This is a genomic window from Novosphingobium lentum NBRC 107847, from assembly GCF_001590965.1.
Lineage (GTDB): Bacteria > Pseudomonadota > Alphaproteobacteria > Sphingomonadales > Sphingomonadaceae > Novosphingobium > Novosphingobium lentum.
This window is the reverse complement of record NZ_BCTW01000025.1, coordinates 1-23,886: the sequence shown is the minus strand read 5'-3', so window position 1 is coordinate 23,886 and position 23,886 is coordinate 1. Positions and strand designations below refer to the sequence as shown.

Below are 23,886 nucleotides of genomic sequence, written 5' to 3'. Positions count from 1 at the left end.
CGTTCCATCATGCGTGTCGTTTCCGGTATCCAGCCCACGGGCAACCTTCACCTCGGCAACTACCTCGGCGCGATCCGCAACTGGGTGCGGATGCAGGATGAACTGGTCACGACCGGCGGCGAATGCCTGTTCTTCCTCGCCGATCTGCACGCCATCAGCCAGCCGCACGTGCCCGCAGAACTCGCCGCCAACACGCGCGAGATGGCCGCCGCGCTGGTCGCCTGCGGGATCGACCCGGCCAAGTCGATCCTGTTCAACCAGGCGCAAGTCCCCGCGCATGCCGAGCTGCAATGGCTGCTCAACGGCACCGCGCGGATGGGCTGGCTCAACCGCATGACGCAGTGGAAGGACAAGGCGGGCAAGAACCGCGAGGGCCAGTCGGTCGCGCTGTTCACGTACCCGGTGCTCCAGGCCGCCGACGTGCTGCTGTACCAGGCCACCCACGTGCCGGTGGGTGAGGACCAGAAGCAGCACCTCGAACTGGCGCGCGATATTGCGCAAGCGTTCAATTCCGCGTTCGGAACCAAGGGCTTCACCGACAGTCAGGGCCATGAAGTGCCGGGCCGGGACATCTTCACCCAGCCCGATCCGATCATCCCGCCCGAGGCGGCGCGGATCATGAGCTTGCGCGACGGCAGCGCCAAGATGAGCAAGTCCGATCCATCGGAAATGAGCCGCATCAACCTGGCCGACGATGCCGACACGATCATGCAGAAAGTGCGCAAGGCCAAGACCGATCCCGAGCCGCTGCCGTCGGAGATGGCCGGGCTGGAAGGCCGCACTGAAGCCGCCAACCTCGTCGGCATTTACGCTGCGATGGCGGGGATGAAGCCGGACGCCGTGCTGGCGCAGTTTGCCGGGCAGGGCTTCGGCGCGTTCAAGCCGGCGCTGGGCGAATTGCTGGTCGAACAGCTTGCGCCCATCGCCGCGCGGTTCAACGCCCTGCGCCACGATGGCGAGGCGCTCGATGCGATCCTGGCGCAAGGTTCGGCGCGCGCACGGCATCTCGCTGCACCGACGCTGGCAGCGGCCTATGCCGCGCTGGGCCTCGTGCGGGGCTGATTTGTGCGACTGAACCCCGGCTGACTGCATCGGGGGCGAGGGCTGGTGTAAGGAACCATTCAACGCACATTCAGCACTTGTGGAACAAACTGCGGCAATGATGATAGAGTCGCGTGCGGGGATGTTTTGCACGGGACCCGCCCCCAGGAGTCGCCAGACCATGCCATTGCCTGCAAAGAACAAACTGTCCCGTTTCAAGGGCATGGTCGCCGTGCCGCTGCTGCTCGCCAGCCTGGCTGCCTGCACCACCGGCTTCGACGCCAAAGTCTCGCGGTTCCAGAGCCAGCTGCCCGCGCCGGCAGGCCAGACGTTTGCCATCGTCGCCGAAGATCCGCGCGATGAAGGCGGGCTCGAATTCGGGCAGTACGCCGGCTACGTGGCGCAACAGATGCAACGGCTGGGCTACACGCCCGCCAGCCCGGCCAACGCCGATCTCATCGTCAAGTTCGACTACGGCGTCGATCAGGGCCGCGACAAGGTCTATTCCACGGGCTTCCGCGATCCGTTCTTCTCGCCGTGGTACGGCGGCGGGTTCGGCGGGTATGGCGGCGGCTTTTACGGCGGTCGCGGTTTTGGCCGGGGCTTCGGCGGCGGCGGTTTCTATGGCCACGGCGCCTGGGGCTATGGATGGAACGATCCGTTCTTCTTCGGCGGCGGTTATGGCGATGTCGATGTGGTGACGGTTTACACCAGCGAGATCGACATGAAGATCGAGCGCCATGCCGACGGCAAGCGCCTGTTCGAAGGCAAGGCCGAAGCGGCCTCGCGCTCCAACCGCCTGCCCTACCTCGTGCCCAACCTGGTCGAGGCGATGTTCACCAACTTCCCCGGCAATTCGGGCGAAACGGTGCGCATTTCGGTGGCACCCGAAAAGAAGGTTGTCAGCCGCGACCATTGATCGGATGCTGCTTCCCGATTTAATATCGGTGATTGGGGATCAGCCAATGCCAAGTCAGACGGGAAAAGTTCGAGGGGCGGTAGTTGGCCTCCAACTGTCGGGCTATGGTGGTCTTCCGGGATCGGGAGAGGGAGTCATCGTCATACAGCCCGAAGACGCGTCTTCGGGATTGCGTGGCCTAAGGCTGGGCGGACCCGGAACAAATCCGGCGGGCACGGTGACGAGCCTCCAGTTTGAGGATCGCGCGAGGCTGTTGATCCGACTCTATTGCCGCAAGGAACTGGCAGAATTCGACTTTGCCGAAATCGGTGCTTCACTGCCCGACATAGTGGCCATCGACGGTATTTAAGTGATTTCGCGGCGGTGTTTTGATTTATCCTACCCCCCGCCGAATGGAGCGACAAACCCCCCGGTCGAGCCGAACCCGCCTTCGCCGCGCAGCGTCTCATCCAGCTCGTCGACCTTGAGCCAGCTCGCGCGCACCACCGGAGCGAGCACGAGTTGCGCGATGCGGTCGCCGCGGCGCACGGCGAAGTCGGTCGCGCCGTGGTTGATCAAGATCACCTTCAGCTCGCCGCGATAGTCCGAATCGATGGTGCCGGGGGTGTTGGGCACGGTGATGCCGTGCTTCAAGGCAAGGCCCGAGCGCGGGCGGACCTGAATCTCGAACCCCGGGGGGATCGCCAGCGCCAGCCCGGTTGCCACCGCGTGGCGCGCGCCGGGGGCGAGGTCCACGTCCTCTGCCGCGAGCACGTCCATCCCCGCCGCGCCGTCGGTCGCATAGCCGGGCAGATCGAGGTCGCCGAAATGGGCGAGCCGTTTGACCATCACCGGGACGGGCTCAGACGAGTGCATGGACGATCCTTTCGACGAGCGCAGCTGCGACCCGGTCCTTGGGCATTTCGGGCAGGCTTTCGACGCCCGCAGCGGTGACGATGTGCACCGCATTGTCGGCGCCGCCCATAACGGTTCCCGAAACGTCATTGGCGACGATCCAGTCCGCCCCCTTGCGCAGCCGCTTGGCCTGCCCATGCGTGACCACCTCCTGCGTCTCGGCGGCAAAGCCGATCAGCAGGCGCGGTCGGCGCGGCGATCGGGCAAGTGTGGCCAGAATATCGGGGTTTTCCGCCAGCGCGAGCGGCGGGACTTGGCCCGAACCGTCTTTCTTCAGCTTGTGCGGCGCATCTTCGGCCGCGCGCCAGTCGGCAACGGCGGCGACCATCACCGCGACATCGGCGGGCAGCGCGGCGTCCACTGCCGCTGCCATCTCGCGCGCAGTCTCGACATCGACGCGCTCGACACCGGGCGGGGTGGGCAGGTTGACCGGCCCCGCCACCAACGTCACTCGCGCGCCCGCATCGGCGGCGGCGGCGGCGATCGCGAAGCCCTGCTTTCCGCTCGAGCGGTTGGCGATGTAGCGTACCGGGTCGATCGGCTCGTGCGTCGGCCCGGCGGTGACGAGCACATGACGGCCATACAGCGGCCGATGATCGGCCAAGGCGAAATCGGGCTGCGCGGCGAGCGGATCGCGGCCGGTCATTGCGCGGATCGCATCCCAGATCGCGGGCGGTTCGGGCAGGCGACCGGGGCCGTATTCGCCACAGGCCATTGCGCCCTCGTCGGGTTCGAGCACGGTCACGCCCATGCCGCGCAACGTCGCCACGTTGCGCACCGTGGCGGCGTGCTGCCACATCCGCATGTTCATCGCGGGCACCGCCAGCACGGGCTTGTCGGTGGCGAGCAGCAGCGTGGTGGCCAGATCGTCGGCAATTCCCGCAGCCATCCGCGCCATCAGGTCGGCGGTCGCCGGGCATACCACCACCAGGTCGGCCTCGCGGCTCAGCTGGATGTGGCCCATCTCGACTTCGTTTTTCAGATCCCACAGCGTGGTGTGCACCGGGTTCTCGCTTAGCGCGGCCAGCGTCATCGCGGTGACGAACTGCGCGCCGCCGTCGGTCAGCACGCACGTGACCGAGCCGCCTCCCTTGCGGATCAGCCGCACCAGTTCGCACGCCTTGTAGGCCGCGATGCCGCCGCCGACGATCAGCAGGATGCGGGGGTGGGTGGGGGTTGTCATCGCCTGCGCTTGTGCCTTCCCCCCCGCTCGCGCGCAATGGCTTGTGGGTTTGTTTTGCCCTAGTCGCCGTGGTGGGGCACAAGCGGAACAACGATTTTGAGGGGACAACCGATGCGCCTGATCCTGACCGCGCTTATTTTCCTGGCCGGGCTGTTCGACCTGTTCCTGGCATTCAGCTTCCTGTTCGATCCGACCAATTCGGGTGGCAGTTTCGGCCTGACGCCGCAGGGGCTGGCAGGGCTGGCCGTACTGCGCGCAGACTTCACCGCGTTCTTCGGCGTGGCGGCGGTGTGCATGATGTGGGGCGCGTGGCGGCGCAACGCCGACCTGCTGCTGGTGCCGGCGCTGCTGTTCGGGACCGCGCTGACCGTGCGCTGCTTCAGCCTGGCCAAGGACGGCGCCGCGCCCGGTTTCCTCGTACCGATGGCGGTGGAAGCGTTCCACGTCGTGCTGCTGCTCGCGGCGTGGCGCCTGCTGCCGCATCACACGATCGAACAGATCACCGAGTAGAGGGTTTCAGGCCTTGGCGGTCGCCTCGCCGTCGCTCTCCGTCTCGGGCCGGGAGCGCCAGCCACGCGCGCCCAGCCGCAGGATCGCGCGCTGCGCGGGCCGCTCGAGCCAGTGCTGCGAGGCAAATCCCGCGAGGCACGCCAGCCCGACGAAGAATCCCAGGAACAGCGGCTGGCGCGCGATCGTCGGCACCGCGACGAGCGGCGACAGCGTGAGCACGAGCACCAGCTGGATCGGGAAGTGCCACAAGTAGATGCCGTACGAGGCATCGCCCAGCCGCTTGCCGAAGCGCAACGTATCGCGGCGATCCGCCCGATCGACCGCGACGGCTGCGAACAGCACGGCGAATATCGCCAGCGGCACGGTCGCGGGCTGAAGCGCCATGCTGTGGTGGGCGCGCGATGCCAGGCCGACCAGAATGGCACTCGCAATGCCGAGCCTGGCCGGGCCGTAACCGGTGCGCAGCACCAGCGCATAGGCGGCGACTCCGCCGAAGAAATAGCCGATGCAGGTGAACACCGCGTCGTGTTCGACCCCGCGCAGCACGATCGTCGCCATCGCCGCCGCGACGATGACCGCCAGCGCGATCGGCGTGCGGCGCAATTGCGGCAACGACACCCGGAACGCGGCATAGGCCAGGATCTCGGTCGACAGCGACCACGACGGGCCGTTGAACGACTGGTTCTGCTGGAATCCCCAGAAATGCGCCAGCGGCACGGCCAGTGCGAAGTGGTACAGATCGTTGAACTGGTAGATGAAATACTGGCCGTTGTGCGCAAAATAGAGCGATTGCAGCAGCGCCACCAGCACCAGCGTCAGCAGGTGCAGCGGCCACAGCCGGGCAAACCGCGCCAGCCAGAACCGCCCCTGCGCGGCCTCGTCGGCCAGATAGACATGCGCGAACACGAAGCCCGACACCGCCCAGAAATACTGCACCGCCAGATCGCCATGATCGTAGAACAGGCGCAGCGCATGGTGCATCGGCTCCACCGCCGATCGCTCGATATGCTCGACCGACCCGGGGGGAACGAAGAAGTGCTGATAATGCCAGAACAATACCGCGACCGCCGCCAGCAGGCGGGTGAGGTCTAACGCGTTGAAGTGGCGCTTGGTCAACCGCAGATCGGGCCGTGAGAGCGTTCGGGTGGTCATCCCCACCATCCCATCATCGAACCCGCCGCGACGATGGCCGCACCGCTGGCCAGCGCCAGCAGATAACCACCCCAGTCCCTTGCGGGTTTTTTGCGATCCCACATCAGATCGACGTGCGGCAGCGGCGGCGGTTCGGGCGCGCCGCCCTTGGCCGGGAACATGTCCTCGATCCGGCGGATCAGCGCGGGGATGCGCGTCAGCGTCTCGCCATCTTCGCGCAGGCGCGTGGCGATTGCGGCTTCGGGGCCCAGCTCGTCGCGGATCCAGCCACCCACGAACGGCGCGGACACGTCCCACATGTTGATCTGGGGATCGAGGCTTTGCGCGATGCCTTCGACCATCACCATCGTCTTCTGCAGCAGCAGCAGGTGCGGCTGGGTCTGCATGTCGAAATCGCGGGTGATCGCGAACAATCCGTCGAGCATCTGGCCGACCGACAGCTCGCTCACCGGGCGACCGCGCATCGGTTCGCCCACCGCACGCAGGGCGGTCGCGAATTCATCGACCGAGTGGTAGCTCGGCACATACTGCGCCTCGAAATGGATTTCGGCGACGCGGCGGTAGTTGCCCGTGGTCAGGCCGTAGAGGATTTCGGCCAGCCACGACCGCGCGCGCCGGTCGATGCGGCCCATGATGCCGAAGTCGATCGCGGCGATGGTGCCGTCGGGTTCGACGAACAGGTTGCCCTGGTGCATGTCGGCGTGGAAATAGCCACCGCTGATCGCTTGCGTCAGGAATGCCAGCACGAGCCGACGCGCCAGCTCCTTGCGATCGTGCCCGGCGGCATCGAGCGCGGCGATCTCGCTGATCTTGACCCCATCGACCCAGTCGAGCGTCAGCACGCGGCCGTTGGTGCGGTCCCAGTCGATCGCCGGAACGCGATAGCCGGGGAACGCGTGCATCGCATCGGCGAGTTCGGAGGCCGAGGCGGCTTCGCGGCGCAAGTCGAGCTCGCGCAGCGTCCAGCGCTTGAAATTGGCGATGGTCAGGCGCGGTCGCAGCCGGGTCGCCTCGCCGCCCAGCGCTTCAAGGTGCGCGGCGGCCCATTCGTACGTGTCGATGTCGCGCCCGAACTTCTCGCGGATGCCCGGACGCAGCACCTTGACCGCCACGTCGCGCCCGTCGAGCGTGGTGGCGCGATGGACTTGCGCGATCGAGGCAGCGCCCACCGGCACCGGATCGATGTGCCGGAACATAGTGTCGAGCGGGCGTTCGAAGCTCGTTTCGATCTCGCGCCGGATCAGCTCGAACGACACCGGCGGCAGGCTGTCCTGCAGCGTCAGCAGGTTGCGCACGGCTTCCTCGCCGACGATGTCGGGCCGCGTCGCCAGCGTCTGCCCCAGCTTGATCGCGGCGGGGCCGATCGCGCGAAACGCCCCGGCATAGTCGGGCTGTTTGGGCTGGACCGTGCCGAACCGCGCGATACGGCACAGCCGGCGCACCGGGGCGGGCGTGTTCGGGCTCGCCTCGAGCAGGCGCAAGGCGCCATGTCGCGCCAGCACGCGTCCCCAGCCGAGCAGGCGGCGAATATGGGTGACAGGGCGGGTCATTATTGGGTCCGCGTCACGGCGGTGCCGCGCGAGCGGGCGGGTTTGCCGGACGCGATCAACGCATTGACCACTCTAGACTTTCCAGCCCGAATGGATCGCAACCAGCCCGCCCAGAATCGGCTCGACTTTCGTGTGCTTGAACCCGGCGGTCCCGATCATCGTCTGGAACTGCTTCATCGGCGGGAAGCGACGGATCGATTCGACCAGATAGCGATAGCTGTCGGCATCGCCCGCGATCAACTGGCCCAACCGGGGGACCATGTGGTGCGAATAGGCGTCATACGCTTCGGCGAAACCGGGCCATTCGGTGGTCGAGAATTCAAGGCAGAAGAACCGTCCGCCGCGCTTCAGCACGCGGTATGCTTCGGCCAGCGCGACGTCGATCCGCGTCACGTTGCGGATGCCGAACGCGATGGTATAGGCATCGAAGCTGCGATCGGGAAACGCCAGCGTCTCGGCATTCTGGCACGACCACACCAGGCCATCTATCCCGCGTTCCATCGCGCGTTCGACGCCCACGTCGAGCATGTCCTGGTTGATGTCGGACACGGTGACGGCGGCGCCCGAACGGGCCAGCCGGAACGCGATGTCGCCCGTGCCGCCGGCCATGTCGAGGATCGCCTCGCCGGCGCGGGGGCGGACCCGGCGCACGAAGCGGTCTTTCCACAACCGGTGCATGCCGCCCGACATGGCATCGTTCATCATGTCGTACTTGCGTGCGACATTGGAAAACACTGCGCCTACGCGCGCGGTTTTCTCATCGGGGGTGACGTCCTCGTAACCGAAGGACACGCTGCCGGGATCGCTCTTGGTCTCGCTCATCGCATGGCGCTTTAGTGGGGAATTGCCGGGACGGCAAAGCCTGTTACAGCCTGACCCCGAGATGCCCGAACTTCCCGAAGTCGAAACCACCGTCCGCGGCCTTGCCACGGTCCTCGACGGCCAGCGGATCGCCCGTGTGGCGGTCCATCGCACCGACTTGCGCCGCGCGTTTCCACCGGGGCTGGTACAGACGATGACCGGCGCGCGGGTGACCGGGCTGGGGCGCCGCGCCAAGTACGGGCTGATCCACACCGATCGCGATGTGACGATGGTGTTCCACCTCGGCATGTCGGGTCGCTGGCGGATCGATCCGGGCCAGATCGGCAAGCACGATCACCTGGTGATCGAAACCGAGGGTGGCCATGTTCTGGCGCTCAACGATGCGCGGCGGTTCGGGTCGGTCGATCTGGTCGATACCGCAACGCTGGAACAATGGCCGCAGTTCGCCGCGCTGGGGCCCGAACCGCTCGGGCCAGGGTTGAGCGCCGCCCACCTCGCGCAGGCGTTCACCGGGCGGATCGCGGCGATCAAGCTGCTGCTGCTCGACCAGCGGATCGTGGCGGGGCTGGGCAATATCTACGTGTGCGAGGCGCTCAACCGCGCGCGGATCGATCCGCGCAAGGCGGCGGGCATGATCAGCCGCGCGGCGCTGGGCAAGCTGGTCCCCGCGATCAGGACGGTGCTCGAAGAAGCGATCGCGGCGGGCGGATCGACCTTGCGCGATTACGCCCAGCCCGACGGCGCGCTGGGCTACTTCGCCAAGGACTGGCGCGTTTATGGCCGTGAGGGCGATCGCTGCCCATGCGGCGGCACTGTCGAACGGATCGTGCAGGGCGGACGGTCGACGTTCTTCTGCGCAAGATGCCAGACGTGATGGAGAGCCAGACGTGATCGAGAGCCAGACGTGATCGAGAGGAAGCCCGCACGATGACCACGGCCAGCGGTTGGTGCAGCGAAGCGGTGCGGCGGATCGAGGCGGACTACAACCGCTCGTCCGACACGCATCTGGTGCGCCTCGACCTGCCCCGATTTCCCGGGATCACACTGTATCTCAAGGACGAAAGCTCGCACCCCACCGGCAGCCTCAAGCACCGGCTGGCACGCTCGCTGTTCCTCTATGCGCTGTGCAACGCGTGGATCGGTCCCGATACGTGCGTGATCGAGACATCGTCGGGATCGACCGCCGTCAGCGAGGCCTATTTCGCGCGGATGCTGGGCCTGCGCTTCATCGCGGTGGTCCCGGCGTCGACCGCCGTGCCCAAGCTGGAGGCGATCCGCTTCTACGGCGGAGAAATTCACACGGTCGACGATCCGCGTGGCGTCTATGACGCCGCCGCCCGGCTCGCGGACGAAACCGGCGGGCACTACCTCGACCAGTTCACCTACGCCGAACGCGCGACCGACTGGCGCGGCAACAACAACATCGCCGAATCGATCTTCGCGCAGATGGCGCACGAGGAGCATCCGCTGCCCGCATGGATCGTGTGCGGGGCGGGCACGGGCGGAACCTCGGCCACCATCGGCCGGTATATTCGCTACCAGCGCCAGCCGACCCGGCTGTGCGTGGCCGACCCGGTGCAATCGGTATTCCACCGCCATTTCGCCGATCGCACGGTCACATCGCTGCCGGAAGGACGCGGCTCACGGATCGAAGGCATCGGCCGCCCGCGCGTGGAGCCCAGCTTCCTGCCCACGGTGATCGACCGCATGGCAGTGGTCGAGGATGACGCCAGCATCGGCGCGATGCGCGCGCTATCGGCGCGGCTAGGCCGGCGGGTGGGCGGCTCCACCGGCACCAATCTTGTCGGGTGCATGGCACTGGTGCGTGACATGGCGGCGGCAGGCGAGACCGGCAGCATCGTCACGCTGCTGTGCGATGGCGGCGAACGCTACGGGGCGACGTATTACGATGACGCCTGGCTCGCCGAATGCGGCATCGACTGGCAGCCCGAAGCTGAACGGACCGCGGCCTTTTTGGCGTGATTGCGAGCGGTTACGTATTTCTCCGCCTTACCCCATCAACGATAAATCGCCGGTCCTTCGATATAGAGCCGTGGATTACCCCATGGCGCGCGGCGGGCGTTGCCGGGGCTGAACGCTGCTGGAGGCCGATGTGCTCAACTGGTTTGAAAAAAAGCGCCAATTCGCACGAAGTTCAAGGCATTGCTGTTTGCTCTGACGGGCATTTCATCCATCGGCCTCGTCACGACCGCGCTGGCGGTAACCGGCACCGGTTCCGGAGTCGGTTTGCTCATCACGGCCGCAGCCGCTGTCATTGCCACCGCGATCACGGTGGTGATCGCGGGTCAGCTGATCTGCACGCCTTACGTGAATACAGTCTTGCGGATGGAAGGGCTCGCTGCCGGCGACACCGAAAACACCATTTGCTACACCGATTACCACGATTGCGTGGGCCGGATGACAAAGGCCATGGCTGCCTTCCGCGACAACGTCGTGGAAGTGCAGCGCAGCCGGGAGCCGCAGCTCGTGGTCGAACCCTTGAGCGCAGCTCTCAAGTCGTTGTCCAACAATGAGCTGTCGTGCCAGATTCACGATCCGTTTCCCGATGCCTACGAGGCGCTTCGCCAGAACTTCAATGGCGCGGTCGATTCGCTGGCAGAGGCGATCGGGGCCGTCAGCCAGACCGCCGGTTCGGTTTTGATCGGGGCGCAGGAAATTCACACCGCGTCGAACGATCTGTCGCAACGCAACGAGCAGCAGGCGGCCAGCCTCGAGGAAACCTCAGCGGCACTGAACCAGGTGACGCAGGGCGTCAACGACACGGCCATTGCCGCAGCAGAAGTCCAGAAGTCGGTAGCCGAGGCGCATCATCAGGCCACCGACGGCGGTGCAGTGGTGGCCAAGGCGGTCGAAGCGATGTCGGCGATCGAGCGTTCGGCGCAGGAAATCAGCCAGATCATCGGCGTCATCGACGGTATCGCGTTCCAGACCAACCTGCTCGCGCTCAATGCCGGCGTCGAAGCGGCGCGGGCGGGCGATGCGGGCAAGGGCTTTGCCGTGGTCGCCAACGAGGTGCGCGCACTGGCCCAGCGCAGCGCGGACGCAGCCAAGGACATCAAGGCGCTGATTACCGTGTCGAGCGAACAGGTCGGTGCGGGCGTGGTTCTGGTTGGCGAGACCGGTTCGGTGCTGTCGAAAATCGTGAGCCGGGTCGGTGAGATCAGCACCCTGATCGGCGGCATCGCCTCCAATTCGCAGGTGCAGGCGTCGGGCCTGCAGCAAGTCAACAGCGCGGTCAGCGACATGGATCGCGTGACCCAGCAAAACGCGGCGATGGTTGAACAGACCACCGCCGCCGCCCGGTCGCTGACCGACGAAGCGCGCGAACTGTCGGACGTGGTCAGCCGTTTCGATACCGGCCGGTCGGACCGAATGCGGCAATCGGCTCCGCCCAGCCAGAATGCCAGGCTGGCCCGGCCAGCGCGGAAAACCAGCGCATCCCCGTCGACGGCCGCCCGATCGATCGCGTACGGGTCGGGGGCATCCGGGTCGGCGGGGTCCTTGTCCGCTCACGGCAACGCCGCACTGAAGCTGGTCGAGGCGACGGACGACTGGTCCGAATTCTGATCGCCTCCGTTCGAAACGGAAAAACCCTTACCGGCGCGGCTCGAGCGTCACGTCCGACAGGCTGACCGAACCCGATCCGGCTGCGATGGAAAACCGCAACCATTCGCCCGCGCAAGCCGGAGCGATCGACAGCGGCAGGGTCCATCGACCATCGGGCGCCAGCGTGGCTGCCGACAACTTCACCGGCTCCGTCGGTCCGCAACTCAGTGCCGCAAGGATCCGGTCGCTCGGCCTGGCGTTCTGGTCGGTTGCCTGCCACCGCAAGATGTAAGGCCCCGGCGTCGCTGCGAGCAACTGGCTGGCCACGGGCCGATCGAATGCCGCGGTCGAAGTGATGACCAGCTTCTGGCCGTGGTCTGCCGGTTCAAACGCGATATCGACGTCGCCCGAGACCGACAGGTTCCAGGCGAAGGGCGCCAGCGCTGGGTCTGCCGTGACGGCCGCGAACGAACCGTCGTTGATCGCGCCCTTGCCCGTTGCGCTGGGGCAATGCGCCCGCCACAGCTGCGCGGCATCCACCATCGATCCCAGCTGGGCCAACTGCGAGGTGGCCGGGGCGATCGTGTGACAGCCGACCTGTATGCCCTTCGCCGACAGCCCCATCAGGACCTGATAGCGCAGCTCGACGACATCGCGGGGCAGGTCGGTCATATCCGAAGCGTAGTTTTCGAGCCAGCCGGGCCGTTCCGCCAGTCGCGCAACAAGTTCGGCCCGACCGCGCGGATCCCGTTCGAGCGGATCGATCAGCGGGCGCTCTCGCAGCCACGACGGCGATTGCCGGGCCAGCGCATCGAAGCGTTCCGCGGCGCTTTTGTAGTCTTTGAGTGCGGTGGCCTGCTGCAGCCAGTAAAGCTGGGTGGGAACGGTCCGCCACCCGAATTGCGCTGCTACGCGAAAGGCATCGTAGGCACCCTGCTGATCGCCCGACAGCAGACGCGCTGCGCCGAGTGCCGCGGTGCTGTCCGGCTCCATCGGTTCGTGCCGGACCCGGCTTTGCGCCAGGGTGAGCGCGGCCAGCGGCTGCCTGGCCTCGATCCGCTCGAACGCCCGCGCCGACAGCGACCGGCTGGCGAAGAGCGACGGCACGCTGGATGCCAGTTCGGGCCGATCTTCGACGACGCGATCCATCCCGTTTCCGATGGCGCAGATCGCGAACACAAAGCCAGCGATACCGGTCGCTACGGCTGACAGCCTGCCGGCCCGGGGCGCACCTTCTGCCGCCGGCGATGGCAGCCACCAGCTTGATTGCGGGCGGTCAGTGCCCGCCATGGTCAGGCATCCTTGTGCGCGTACTGGTAATACTCGTAGCCATAGTATTCCGAATAGCGATTGCCGGACTTGAGCGGATCGAACTTGGTCAGCACGGCGCCAAGGATGATCGGATGCATCGTGCGCAGGCGGCGCACGGCGGCTTTCAACGAGCCTCGACGGCTACGATCGGCCTCGACCACGAACACCACGCCGTCGGCCAGGGCGGCCATGGTCGGCGAATCCGCAAGACCCAGGATCGGCGGGCTGTCGATCACGACCACATCGAACTTCGCCGCCAGTTCCTGAAGGATATGCTCCATGCGCGGCGACGAGATCAGCTCGGTCGGGCTGGGGGGTATCGGTCCGGAGTACAACAGGCTCAGGTTCGGCTGGTCCGAAGCGGTCAGCACGTCATCGATCGGTTCGTTGGACGTCAGCAGCGTCGACAGGCCGCGTTCGTTGTCGGCATCGTTGCGGCGATGCAGCGACGGACGACGCATGTCGGCGTCGATCAGGACCACACTGCGCCCCATGCGAGACAGACCTGCGGCCATGGCATGACTGGTCGTCGACTTGCCTTCGGCTGGCTGAGCGCTGGTCACGAGTATCACGTTCGGCAGGCCGCCTGGGGTCGAGTACAGCAACGAGCCGCGCAACGAGTTGTACGCTTCCGACATCGGCGATTTCGGATCAGCCAGCGATTCGTCCGGCGTGTCCGAGGACTTGGGAATGACGCCAAGCAGCGGCAGTCCGAGCTTGTGCTCGACGTCTTCGGGAACGCGGATCGAGTCGTCGAACTGGTCTTTGAAGAATACGGTCACTGCGGCCAAGCCAACGCCGATCAGCAAGGCAACAAGAAGGTTCTTGAGCAGGTTCGGCGACGACGGCAATTTGGGGGTGTCGGCAGTGTCGACGATCGACAGATTGCTTACGCTGATGCCCGCTGCCGCGTTCAGTTCCTTGAACCGCTGGAGCAAACCGTCGTAAACTTGCCGGTTGGTATCCGCCTCTCGCGCAAGAAGGCTGTACTGCACGGTGCGATCCTGTTCGGAAAGCGTGGCTTCCTTGAGCTTGGATACCTGATCGGTGAGCGCGGCTTCGTTGGTCCGCGCCGCATCGTAGTCCGACTTGATCGACTGTCGGACGTTGTCCGCTTGCGCGTGTATCTGCTGATTCAGCGCAACAAGCTGGGCCCGCTTGGCGGCAACCGAGGGATAGTCGTCAAGGTGGCCTGCGCGTTCTTGCTGTAATTGCGCTTCAAGCAGCGCTTTTTGCTGCATCAGGTAACTGATGGCACCGTTGCCTACGATCTCGCGCGATGTCATCAAAGGCACGCTGTTGATAGCCCGCAGTCGGCTTTCGGCATTGATGCGTTCGGCTTTGGCGGCGTTGGCTGCGGTGTTGAGCTGTAGCAGGCTTGACGAGGTGACCGAATTCGCACCGGACGTCGTTCCGCCGCCGCCGTTCTTGGTGTCGCCGCTGGCAGGATTTTCAGTGCGGATCAGTCCGGCCTGACGCGCATAGGCATTGAGCGCGCGTTCGGACGTTTCGAGCCGATCCTTGGTCTGGGCGAGTTGGTCGGAAATGAAAGAACGCGCGTAGGATGAACTGTCATACTTGCGCTGCAGGTTCGCCTGGATGAATTCAGTCGCGTAAGCATTGGCGACCCGTGCCGAAAGCTCGGGATCAGTGCTATTGAACGCGATTGTCGCTATCCTTGAATCACGGGGTAGCGTCACGTTCATGTTCTTCTGCAACAGGCGCACCGACAGGTCGCGCTGATCCGAGGCGGATACGCCGCCGACGGGAACCTTGACTTCTTCAGCGGCATAAAACCTTGGATTGCCGGTCAGCTTGAGACTTTGCGCCACGCGCAGCGCGATACCGTTGCTTTTAAGGATGTCGAGCTGGGTCTGGAGAAACCGGTCGGAATCGGCATTGATATCCGCTGCATTCGGCCCTTCGGCGTCGCTGTTGAGAACGCGGTCGGATACGTTGTTGATCTGGATGGTGGCACGCGCCGTGTACCGCGGCGTGTCGAGCAGCGTCGCAACGACAGCAACGACGATCGAAACCGCGATGATCACGATGATCAGCAGCAGATTGCTGCGAATGGTCGCCGCAATATAGCGGAAGTCGAACGCCGAGCGCCCCTGCAGCGGGCCTTGCTCCAGCTCATCCCCCGCGTCGAACGCGGTGGCTGGCCCGACCGATCGCGGAGCGAACGCTTCGGGCGTGTTCATCGGAACTTGGTTCACCTGGTTCTCACTCAAAAAGTGGTGAAGAGATTGAAAAGCGGGATCGTCTGCAGGAAGTCGCGATAAGCGCCCCTGGTGGCCGAATAGCCCACAACGATGGTATCGCCCGCCAGGATCTGCGGATCGGGAGCCTTGCCCGCGCGGATCGCATTGATATCGAACCGTCCGCCGGCACGCTGTCCGTTGATGGTGCGGAACACCAGCACCTGGTTTAGTTTGGCGACAGTCGTGGTGCTGCGCGCGCGCGCAACCGCGCCAATCAAGGTCAGATCGCGACCGGCCTCGTAAATTCCAGGTTCGGTAACCTGTCCTTCGATCACGAAAGTCGCCGTGGTACGCGCCACGATGGCTACGGCGACTTGCGGGTTGCGCAGATAGCGCTGCCCAAGCAGCGATGTCAGATCGTTGCGCAACTGCAGCGGCGACTTGCCCTTGGCCTCGACCGGGCCGAGCAGCGGCACCTGCACGGCGCCGGAATCATCGACCACGTATTCGGTGGCCGTCAGATCTGGCTCGCCAAACACCTTGATGCTCAGTTTGTCGCCGATACGAATCAGGTCCAGCTGTTCGGCTGATCCGGCCTGGGTGGCGATGGCTTCGTATGCTGGCGCACCCTGTGCGAGGTTGTCGTGCATCGCCGATTGGCAGCCACTGGTGGCCAGCAATGCCAGACCGCCAAGCGCGAAACGTTGGACCAACTTGATCGCTATCATCTGTGACATATCTTTGTTTTGCAGTGGGCGATTGAGGGGCATGACCCGACCCTGAGCGCTATTGCCATGGATCGCATCGCCTTATCAATGGTGCAATCGGAATTTGTCGCGACCGCGAGTGTCCGGAACGCGACCAAAAGCCAAGGTTTCCGGGCCTGAACAGGTATGGCGCAGGGCTGAAATGCTGCATTAGCGAACGCGATCCGATGTTGCAGGCGGCATCAGCATGGCTACGGCGACGGCGCACAGGCTGGCCAGCGCCATCGACCGCATCGGGTAATCCACGAAGGCGTGCAAGGCCAGGATCAGCAGGCTGCCAAGCCCGAAACAGACTTGCGCGCGCCGTACCGGTCGGTCGGGTCGGCCACGCATCGCCGCCACGCTGCGAAGTGTGACGGCGATCAATGCGGCCGCAATCGCCAGCATCACCACGATCCCGGGAACACCCGCTTCCAGCAACCATTCGAGCCAATCGTTGTGCGCACGCACCGGCAGGCTCGGATCGACGACCTCGAGCCGTTCTGCGGCAAACAGCATGGGCTGAAAACTGCCGATGCCGCCGCCGGCGGGCCATACCTGCTTGATCGCGTACCATGTGTCGATCCACAGGTCCTTGCGCCCGTCGCCATCCGCGGTGAAGCGCGTTGCCACGCGTTCGAGCGCACCCACGCGCATGGCCATGAATGCGACCATCGCTGCCGCCATCGTTCCGGCCAGGACCAGGATCGCGATGATATGGCGGCTCGCGCCGGCCAGCAGCGCGCCCAGTCGCGGCCAGGCAATGATCAGCGCGAAGATCAGCGTGACCGGCAGGAGCAGGATTCCGCCGCGCGACCCGGTCATGACCACGGCGAGGCACAGCAGTGCGATCAGCGGCGCAAGGATCAGGGCCAAGCCGCGGTCCCGGCCGAGCTGGCCGCCGCCGGCGCTGACGGCAAACGAGACCAGCGCCAGCATGCCGATCTGGAGCACATCGACTTCGGCATTCCGGTTGCCCTGGAAGCCGATGAGGTAGCCGGTGTGGTGTTCCGAGTAGATCGACCACCCTCCGCCGCTGCCCGATGCCAGCTGCAACGTGCCCAGCAACACCGAAACGAAACTGACCGCCGTGATCGTCGCCAGCAGCCAGCGCCGGTGATCGGGCGCCAGCCTGGCCGCCAGCAGCAGGACGACGACGCAGCTGACCATGGCCAGCAATGCGGTAAACGTCCGCGACGGCACCAGCGTCAGCGGCATCCATCGATCGCTGGCGCCCACCAGACGCAGTGCGGCGATTTCGACTTGCCGGCCAGGCAGTGCATGCCACAGGCCGGTGGGCAGCGGGACCAGCTGGATCACCGGCACCACGATGGCCAGCAACGCCAAAGTCCACGCCGCGCCGGGAATTCGCGGAGCGCCGTGACCGGTCGTCAACCTCCGGCCGGCTTCGACCAGCAGCAGCAGCGCCAGCAGTGATTCGAGCAGTATTTCGGTCAGGGGGTTGGACGAACCGCCCCCGCCCAGAACCATTGCCAGTGCCACCGCGATCGCCGCCTCGACACCGTACCAGTTTGATCTGATCGGGGAATTGATAGCGCCTAACTCCACTCTCCGGCGCAAAAATGTGCCTGCACCCGTCCGCGCAACAATCTTGCGTCCTATCTGCAGCAGGGGAATCCCGGCGGCAGTCGCGGATCAACAAAAAACCCGCGACATCGTGCCGCGGGTTTTCAGGATCGTATCAACAATGGTCGTTCGAACCGATTAGCCCGAAGGGCTGTCGTGCTTGACGGCCTTGTAGATGCCATAGGCACCGGCTGCGGCGGCCAGGAAGAACAGGAAGAAGAAGATCGGCGCGAATTCGCTGGCCTGCTGGGCCGGCGCCGACGTGCGCGACAGCTGCGGGGCAGCAGCATAGGACGGAGATTGGGGAAGCGACGATGCAGAACGCGTATCAGCAGCGCTGGCAATCGAAGGGCTCACTAAACCAAAGGTGGTTACGGCGAGCAAGATGCTCTTGGTCAATTTCATTACGTCGTCTCCAGATTCGGCCTTCGATTTCATCCATAATGGCAGGACGTTTCAGTTTCAACGAAATATTGCACTGCGACAAAGGTTTCCTTGCGCCTGCGAATGACATGGCCCGGTTCACCCGGCGTTAACCATCGGAACCCAAACGAGTTCCTGCCCAACGAGAGTGCAACATCGGGTGTTTGGTGCGCTTCAGAACGCGCGGTCATGAACGATGACCCGCACCGTGGATGCGATGATTCGCAAGTCGCGCATCACGGTCCAGCCATCGAGATATTCCAGATCCGCCTGCAGGCGATCGGTCAGGTCGGATTCGGAATCGGTCGCGCCGCGCAGTCCGCGCACTTGCGCCAGCCCGGTCAGTCCCGGCTTCAGCGAATGGCGCAGCCAGTAGCGGCGATCGACTTCCCAGAACTTCTTGTCGCCCGCCAGCGAGCCCAGCGCATGGGGCCGTGGGCCGACGAGACTCATTTCGCCGCGAATCACGTTCAGCAGCTGCGGCAGTTCATCGATGCTGGTGCGCCGGATCAAACGCCCGATCCGCGTGATGCGATCGTCGTCGCGACTGGCCGAAACATGTCCGCTCGCATCGTGTCGCTCGACGCGCATCGAGCGAAATTTATATATCGAAAAGAACCGGTTACCGCGACCTGTGCGCTGCTGAACGAAAAATACCGGCCCACCGTCCTCCAGCTTGATCGCCAGCGCCACCACCAGGAACAGCGGCAGCAGGACGATCATTGCGGAACCGGCCATGGCCAGATCGAGCCCGCGTTTGGCCACCCGGCTGCGCAACCCCAGCGGCCCGCCAGAGACCACCAGAGAGCCGAAGCCGCGCCCGCGCCGTGCCCCCAGCACGCCCAGGGACAGCACTTCGCGGTCGATGATCTCGCCCTGGACGTTGGCGCCCTTGAACACATACGCCCAATCACCCCGGCGATCCTGCGGGCACGAAACGATCACCCGGTCCATGTTCGTCAGGTACATCGCAATTCGGTCGAGCATGCCGGGATTGTCGAGATCGGGCACCAGATGATGTTCGCGCGTATCGATATGGTAGGCGTGCGGTATCCTCACCGGCACGCCGCCGTCGTCGAGCAACAGCACGTTCTGCGCGGTCGGGCCGCAGCGCCGCACGATCACCGGCTGCAGCATCGACCGCAGGTAAAGCAACATTGCAACCGCGAACAAAAGGCCCGCAGTGGTGGTAAATCGGGAAAACTGCGCGCTCGCCTTGGCGAAGAACGCAACGAACGCGGTGATCGTCAACGCGGCGAAAATCGCCAGCATCGCCCGGCGCTTGCCATACCCCAGGTTGATCAGCGATGGCAGCGAGTACACGTTGAGCACCAGCGCGGCGGTCCAGTACAGCGGCAGCAGGATCTGCGCCTGCAACATGTTGCGGCCCCCGGACCATTCTCCGAAATAGAGGTATCCCACGATGCCGAAGGCCAGGACGATCGCCGCCCCGTCGGCCAGCAGCAGCAGCAGGTAGCTTTGCAGACGGCGCCGCTCCAGCGAAGGCGCGAGCGGCAGCGTCACCCGGCGCGGGACGGCGCCCTTTGCAGCCTGTTCGATGGTCGACTCTGCGTGCTCCACCGTCGGATCCCCGGGACATTGCCTTGGCGTCGGGTCCTGTCGCGATGTCGCGTGCGCGTTCCCGAACCACTAAATTCATTTTGGAGGTATGTTGCGCTGCACTCCCTATCGCGGCGCAAGACAATGGCAAGCACGTTGTCGCAACATCATGGTTACCGAATACTAAAGTCGGAACGTTAACTGTATCCGGCAACAGATCGGTGCCCGGACGCCTTGGCGGTTAACCTTAACGCGCGGCAGCGCGGGTGATTTCGGCCAGTCCCTGCGCCAGCAGCAATTCGCCGTTGCGGCTGTCGGCCAGCAGGTTGCGGTGCAGCATGACCAGCCGGTCCACCAGCCGCGCCAGCCGCGCACCGCGCCAGCGCCGCAGCTGGTTGGCGATGTCCGCCTTGTCGCGGAAGAACACGCGCTCCTGGTCCAGGAACGCGCCGATGTCGCTGCGCCGCCCCATCCGCCCCGCAAGTTGCGCCAACTGGGCGGTGCGGCGTTCGAACGCGAGCAACAGCCCGACGGGGTTGATCGCGGTCTCGCGCATCCGCGCCAGTTCGCCCGACAGCCGGCCCACTTCCCCGCCCAGCACGACGTTGACCAGCGGCATGAAGCTGTCGTCCTCGTTGGTCGCGCCGATCGCGTCGAACGCGTGCGCATCGGCGCTGCGCGGCGCCTGCGGGCTGGCGTCGAGGTAGAGCGCGAGTTTCTCGATCTCGCTGCGCGCCATGCGGGTGTCGAGCGCGGCGGCGCGCGCGATGCGATCGGCCAGGTCGCCGTTGATCTTGACCCCGGCGGCGTCGGCCATGTCGCGCACGGCATGGGCGACGGACTTCAGGTCCGGCGGGTGGAACATCGTGACCATGGCATCGCCGCGATCGCCCAGCAGCTTGGCCAGCCGTGACTTGTCGCTGGCGCCGGTGGCCACGATCAACACCGGCCAGCCTTCCACCGGGCTGGCGAGCAGCGCCTCGATCGCGTCGTAGGCCTCGTCACCGTTGCAGCGCACATGAATCTGTCGCTGGTCACCGAACAACGAGACCGAGCGCGCCTCGTCGGCCAACCGTACCGGGTCGCGCTTGAGTTCGGCGCCCGAGAACTCGATCCGTTCGGCATCGCCGAGCAGTTCGGCGATCCTGGCCGCGGCGTCGCTGGCGCCGGCTTCGTCGGGGCCGCAGAAGTAGAACGTGCGGCATTCGCGCACCGCGCGCTGCGCCATCGACGCGAAGTTTTTCTGGGTCGCCTTCACCGGGTGGGCACCATCGCGTGCCGTATCACTTCGCGGCGCGCAGCTTCACCGCCACGCTGGTCACGATCTGGTCGGCGACTTCGTGCGACAGGTTCTCCAGCGCGGTCTGCTCCGCCGCGATCACCGCATATTCGCTCGACACCACGTCGATGCCGGCATCGGACCCGGCGGTCGCGTCGAGCATGATCTTGCCGGTGGACAGGTCGACCAGCTGATACCGCGCGCGCAGCGACCGGCGCTCGCGCGTGATCGTGTCGTTGGACAGCAGGCCCAGCCCTTCGAGCTTGTCGTTCAGCCGCACGTCGAGCCGGTAGCGCGCCGCGGCCTTGCCGCCCGCGCCCAGCCGATCGACCAGCGCGTTGCGCACCAGCCAGCCCGATTGCCCCTCGATCGCCGGAACATCGACCGCAGCCAGCCCCTGCGCCACCACGCCGCTGCCGCCCCCGGCATACATTGGCTGCAGCCCGCAGGCGGACAGCGCCACAGCCAGAGCAAGCGGGGCAGCCAGCGCGAGCGGGGCGAGCAGGCGGGTCAGGTCACGCAACAAGGTTCACCAGCCGGTCGGGCACCACGATCACCTTCCTCACTTCTGCCCCGTCGAGCGCACGCTGCACTTTGTCGCTGGCCAGGGCAAGGCGTTCCAATTCCTCGCGCGCAGTGCCCTTGGCCACAATCAGCGTATCGCGCAGCTTGCCCTTGACCTGCACCGCCACGGTCACCTCGTCCTCGACCAGCAGCGCGGGATCGACCGGCGGCCATGCGGCGTCGGCGATCAGGCCGTCCCGCGCGCCGATCGTCGCCCAGGCTTCTTCCGCCAGGTGCGGCATCATCGGCGCGACCAGCAGCAGCACGACGCGGATCGCGGCGCTGCGGCTGGCAGACGGCGCGGCCTTTTCGGTGGCCGAGGTCAGTTCATAGATGCGCGCGACCGCCTTGTTGAAGCCCAGCGCCTCGATGTCGCCGGCGATGGCATGCACGGTCTGGTCGCGCTTGCGGTCGAGCGGCTTGTCCTCGCCCGTCGCGGCGGGATCGAACTGCGCGAACAGCCGCCACAGCCGCTGGACGAAGCGCGAGCAGCCCTCGATCCCGGCGATCGACCACGGCAGGTCGCGCTCGGGCGGGCTGTCCGACAGCATGAACCAGCGGATCGCGTCCGCCCCGTGGAACGCGACGATCGCATCGGGATCGACCACGTTCTTCTTGGACTTGGACATCTTGATCACGCGGCCGATTTCGATTGGGGCACCATCCGCCTTGAGCGTGGCCGTGTCGGCAGCACGGTCGATCTCGTCGGGGCTGTAATACAGCGGCTGGCCATTCGCGGGGTCGAGGCGCGAATACGTCTCGTGCGTCACCATCCCCTGCGTGAACAGGCTGGCGAACGGTTCGCTGACGTCGATCATGCCGATCCGCGCCAGCGCGCGCGTCCAGAACCGGGCGTAGAGCAAGTGCAGGATCGCATGCTCGATCCCGCCGATATACTGTTCCACCGGCATCCACCGCGCCACCTCGTCGCGGTCGAACGGCTTGTCGGCGGGCTGGCTGGCAAAGCGCAGGAAGTACCACGAACTGTTGACGAAGGTGTCGAGCGTGTCGGTCTCGCGCAGCGCGGGTTCGTGGCACTGCGGGCAGGGCACATGCTTCCACGTCGGGTGGCGCACCAGCGGGTTGCCCGGCGTCTGGAAATCGACATCCTCGGGCAGCACCACGGGCAGCTGGCTTTTGGGCACCGGCACTACGCCGCACGTCTCGCAGTGGATGAACGGGATCGGCGTGCCCCAGTAACGCTGGCGCGACACGCCCCAGTCGCGCAGGCGCCACACCGTCTTGCCCTGGCCCCAGCCTTCGGCCTCGGCCCGCGCGATGATCGCGGCCTTGGCGTCGGCCACGCGCATCCCGTCGAACGCGCCCGAATTGACGAGCACGCCGTCGCCCGCCTCGGCCTCGCTGCCCATCGGTGTGGCGGCATCGTCGAGCGAAGCCGCGACGACCCGCACGATCGGCAGGCCGTACTTGGTCGCGAATTCGAAATCGCGCTGGTCGTGCGCGGGCACGCCCATCACCGCGCCGGTGCCGTATTCCATCAGCACGAAATTGGCGATGTAGACCGGCAGCGACCGCGCGGCATCGAGCGGATGCGCCATCGCATAGCCGGTGTCGAAGCCCAGCTTCTCGGCGGTTTCCATTTCCGCCGCCGTGGTGCCGCCCTGCTTGCACAGCTCGATGAACGCGGCGGCTTGCGGCGATGTGCGCGCCAGATCCTGCGCGATCGGATGGTCGGCGGCGATGGCGATGAAGCTGGCGCCGAAGATCGTGTCTGGCCGGGTCGAATAGACCTCGATCGACTCGGCAAACGGCGCGACTGGCGCGAACCGCAGCTGCGCGCCCTGGCTTTTGCCGATCCAGTTTTCCTGCATCAGCCGGACCTTTTCGGGCCAGCCATCCAGCGTGCCCAGCCCGTCAAGCAGTTCGTCGGCAAAGTCGGTGATCTTGAGGAACCACTGGCTCAGCTTGCGCTTTTCGACCAGCGCGCCCGATCGCCAGCCGCGACCATCGATCACCTGTTCATTGGCCAGCACGGTCTGGTCGACCGGGTCCCAGTTGACCGCCGATTCCTTGCGATAGACCAGGCCGGCTTCGTACAGGTCGACGAACAGTGCCTGTTCGTGGCCGTAATACTCCGGCTCGCACGTGGAAAGTTCGCGGCTCCAGTCGAGCGCGAAGCCCAGCCGTTTCAGCTGCGCCTTCATGTTGGCGATGTTGTCGCGCGTCCAGCCGCCGGGGTGGACGCCCTTTTCCATCGCGGCGTTCTCGGCCGGCATGCCGAACGCGTCCCAGCCCATCGGGTGCAGCACTTCGAACCCGCGCATCCGCTTGTAGCGCGCGAGCACGTCGCCCATCGTGTAGTTGCGCACGTGGCCGATATGGATGCGCCCCGATGGGTACGGAAACATCTCCAGCACATAGCTGCGCGGCTTCGTGCTCGAATCGTCGGCGCGAAAGCTCTGGTGCTCGTCCCATACGCGCTGCCAGCGCGGGTCGGCCGAGGCGGGATCGAAACGGTCTGCGGTCATGCCCGCTCCTCTAGCCCGACAGGCGGGCTTGTCGAGGGGAATGGGGAGTGAGAATGCGTTGACCGGCCACTGACTTCGTCAGCGA

The 23,886-nt window shown here is 65.6% G+C and carries 21 protein-coding genes; 7 read left to right on the top strand and 14 right to left on the bottom strand.

Annotated features, from left to right (window positions below; translation table 11 throughout):
* Positions 1–9 precede the first annotated feature (9 nt).
* The 3 genes from trpS to NL2_RS21280 all read left to right on the top strand — a co-directional run bounded on the left by trpS (position 10) and on the right by NL2_RS21280 (position 2,309).
* Entirely contained in the window at positions 10–1,062 is a 1,053-nt protein-coding gene (gene trpS, locus NL2_RS18230) for a tryptophan--tRNA ligase (protein ID WP_068077418.1), read from the top strand.
* A gap of 160 nt (positions 1,063–1,222) precedes the next feature.
* A complete protein-coding gene (locus NL2_RS18225) occupies positions 1,223–1,960 on the top strand; it encodes a DUF4136 domain-containing protein (protein WP_068077415.1) in 738 nt (245 codons plus the stop codon).
* The gene (locus tag NL2_RS21280) at positions 1,941–2,309 is read left to right on the top strand and encodes a hypothetical protein (protein WP_157083252.1); all 369 of its coding nucleotides are present in this window, start codon (positions 1,941–1,943) and stop codon (positions 2,307–2,309) included. The genes NL2_RS18225 and NL2_RS21280 overlap by 20 nt, the downstream gene beginning before the upstream one ends.
* Positions 2,310–2,338: 29 nt before the next feature.
* Here NL2_RS21280 and dut read toward each other — a convergent pair whose 3' ends face one another.
* Both dut and coaBC read right to left on the bottom strand, forming a co-directional pair.
* Positions 2,339–2,815, bottom strand: a complete 477-nt coding sequence (gene dut / locus NL2_RS18220; protein WP_068077412.1) for a dUTP diphosphatase — start codon at positions 2,813–2,815, stop codon at positions 2,339–2,341.
* On the bottom strand, positions 2,802–4,037 hold the full coding sequence (coaBC, locus tag NL2_RS18215) for a bifunctional phosphopantothenoylcysteine decarboxylase/phosphopantothenate--cysteine ligase CoaBC (protein WP_068077410.1): 1,236 nt from the start codon (positions 4,035–4,037) through the stop codon (positions 2,802–2,804). Before coaBC ends, dut begins: the two co-directional genes overlap by 14 nt.
* 111 nt (positions 4,038–4,148) lie before the next feature.
* Here coaBC and NL2_RS18210 point away from each other — a divergent pair, with 111 nt between their 5' ends.
* Positions 4,149–4,547 (top strand): hypothetical protein, encoded by a 399-nt coding sequence (locus tag NL2_RS18210; protein WP_068077408.1) that lies wholly within the window; start codon positions 4,149–4,151, stop codon positions 4,545–4,547.
* A gap of 6 nt (positions 4,548–4,553) precedes the next feature.
* Here the strand turns inward: NL2_RS18210 and NL2_RS18205 are convergent, their stop codons facing one another.
* The 3 genes from NL2_RS18205 to NL2_RS18195 form a co-directional block, all read right to left on the bottom strand.
* Complete coding sequence (locus NL2_RS18205; RefSeq protein ID WP_245647753.1) at positions 4,554–5,699, bottom strand: acyltransferase family protein; 1,146 nt, start codon at positions 5,697–5,699, stop codon at positions 4,554–4,556.
* Positions 5,696–7,249: a 2-polyprenylphenol 6-hydroxylase gene (gene ubiB, locus NL2_RS18200; protein ID WP_068077406.1), complete on the bottom strand. Its 1,554-nt coding sequence runs from the start codon at positions 7,247–7,249 to the stop codon at positions 5,696–5,698. The genes NL2_RS18205 and ubiB overlap by 4 nt, the downstream gene beginning before the upstream one ends.
* A 72-nt stretch (positions 7,250–7,321) precedes the next feature.
* Positions 7,322–8,071, bottom strand: a complete 750-nt coding sequence (locus tag NL2_RS18195) for a class I SAM-dependent methyltransferase (protein WP_068077405.1) — start codon at positions 8,069–8,071, stop codon at positions 7,322–7,324.
* 61 nt (positions 8,072–8,132) lie between these two features.
* Here NL2_RS18195 and mutM point away from each other — a divergent pair, with 61 nt between their 5' ends.
* From mutM to NL2_RS18180, 3 genes are all read left to right on the top strand, one after another.
* Positions 8,133–8,945, top strand: a complete 813-nt coding sequence (gene mutM / locus NL2_RS18190) for a bifunctional DNA-formamidopyrimidine glycosylase/DNA-(apurinic or apyrimidinic site) lyase (protein WP_068077403.1) — start codon at positions 8,133–8,135, stop codon at positions 8,943–8,945.
* 53 nt (positions 8,946–8,998) lie between these two features.
* Positions 8,999–10,054: a PLP-dependent cysteine synthase family protein gene (locus tag NL2_RS18185; protein ID WP_068077402.1), complete on the top strand. Its 1,056-nt coding sequence runs from the start codon at positions 8,999–9,001 to the stop codon at positions 10,052–10,054.
* A 180-nt stretch (positions 10,055–10,234) separates the two neighbouring features.
* Positions 10,235–11,659, top strand: coding sequence for a methyl-accepting chemotaxis protein (locus tag NL2_RS18180; RefSeq protein ID WP_084356201.1), 1,425 nt, complete (start codon positions 10,235–10,237; stop codon positions 11,657–11,659).
* A gap of 27 nt (positions 11,660–11,686) precedes the next feature.
* Here the strand turns inward: NL2_RS18180 and NL2_RS18175 are convergent, their stop codons facing one another.
* The 9 genes from NL2_RS18175 to leuS form a co-directional block, all read right to left on the bottom strand.
* Complete coding sequence (locus NL2_RS18175; protein WP_157083250.1) at positions 11,687–12,787, bottom strand: hypothetical protein; 1,101 nt, start codon at positions 12,785–12,787, stop codon at positions 11,687–11,689.
* Positions 12,788–12,930: 143 nt separating this feature from the next.
* Positions 12,931–15,153 (bottom strand): GumC family protein, encoded by a 2,223-nt coding sequence (locus tag NL2_RS18170; RefSeq protein ID WP_084356200.1) that lies wholly within the window; start codon positions 15,151–15,153, stop codon positions 12,931–12,933.
* Positions 15,154–15,179: 26 nt separating this feature from the next.
* The gene (locus tag NL2_RS18165; protein WP_084356199.1) at positions 15,180–15,923 is read right to left on the bottom strand and encodes a polysaccharide biosynthesis/export family protein; all 744 of its coding nucleotides are present in this window, start codon (positions 15,921–15,923) and stop codon (positions 15,180–15,182) included.
* A 147-nt stretch (positions 15,924–16,070) separates the two neighbouring features.
* Positions 16,071–17,402, bottom strand: coding sequence for an O-antigen ligase family protein (locus NL2_RS18160; protein ID WP_157083249.1), 1,332 nt, complete (start codon positions 17,400–17,402; stop codon positions 16,071–16,073).
* A gap of 222 nt (positions 17,403–17,624) precedes the next feature.
* Complete coding sequence (locus NL2_RS18155; RefSeq protein WP_068077394.1) at positions 17,625–17,891, bottom strand: hypothetical protein; 267 nt, start codon at positions 17,889–17,891, stop codon at positions 17,625–17,627.
* 192 nt (positions 17,892–18,083) lie between these two features.
* Positions 18,084–19,490 carry a sugar transferase gene (locus tag NL2_RS18150; protein ID WP_245647752.1) on the bottom strand — a complete coding sequence of 469 codons (1,407 nt, stop codon included), beginning with the start codon at positions 19,488–19,490 and terminating at the stop codon, positions 18,084–18,086.
* Between the two features lie 226 nt (positions 19,491–19,716).
* Entirely contained in the window at positions 19,717–20,727 is a 1,011-nt protein-coding gene (gene holA / locus NL2_RS18145; protein ID WP_068077393.1) for a DNA polymerase III subunit delta, read from the bottom strand.
* A 25-nt stretch (positions 20,728–20,752) separates the two neighbouring features.
* The gene (gene lptE, locus NL2_RS18140) at positions 20,753–21,181 is read right to left on the bottom strand and encodes an LPS assembly lipoprotein LptE (protein ID WP_169799542.1); all 429 of its coding nucleotides are present in this window, start codon (positions 21,179–21,181) and stop codon (positions 20,753–20,755) included.
* An 82-nt stretch (positions 21,182–21,263) separates the two neighbouring features.
* Entirely contained in the window at positions 21,264–23,801 is a 2,538-nt protein-coding gene (gene leuS, locus NL2_RS18135; RefSeq protein ID WP_068077390.1) for a leucine--tRNA ligase, read from the bottom strand.
* Positions 23,802–23,886 lie beyond the last annotated feature (85 nt).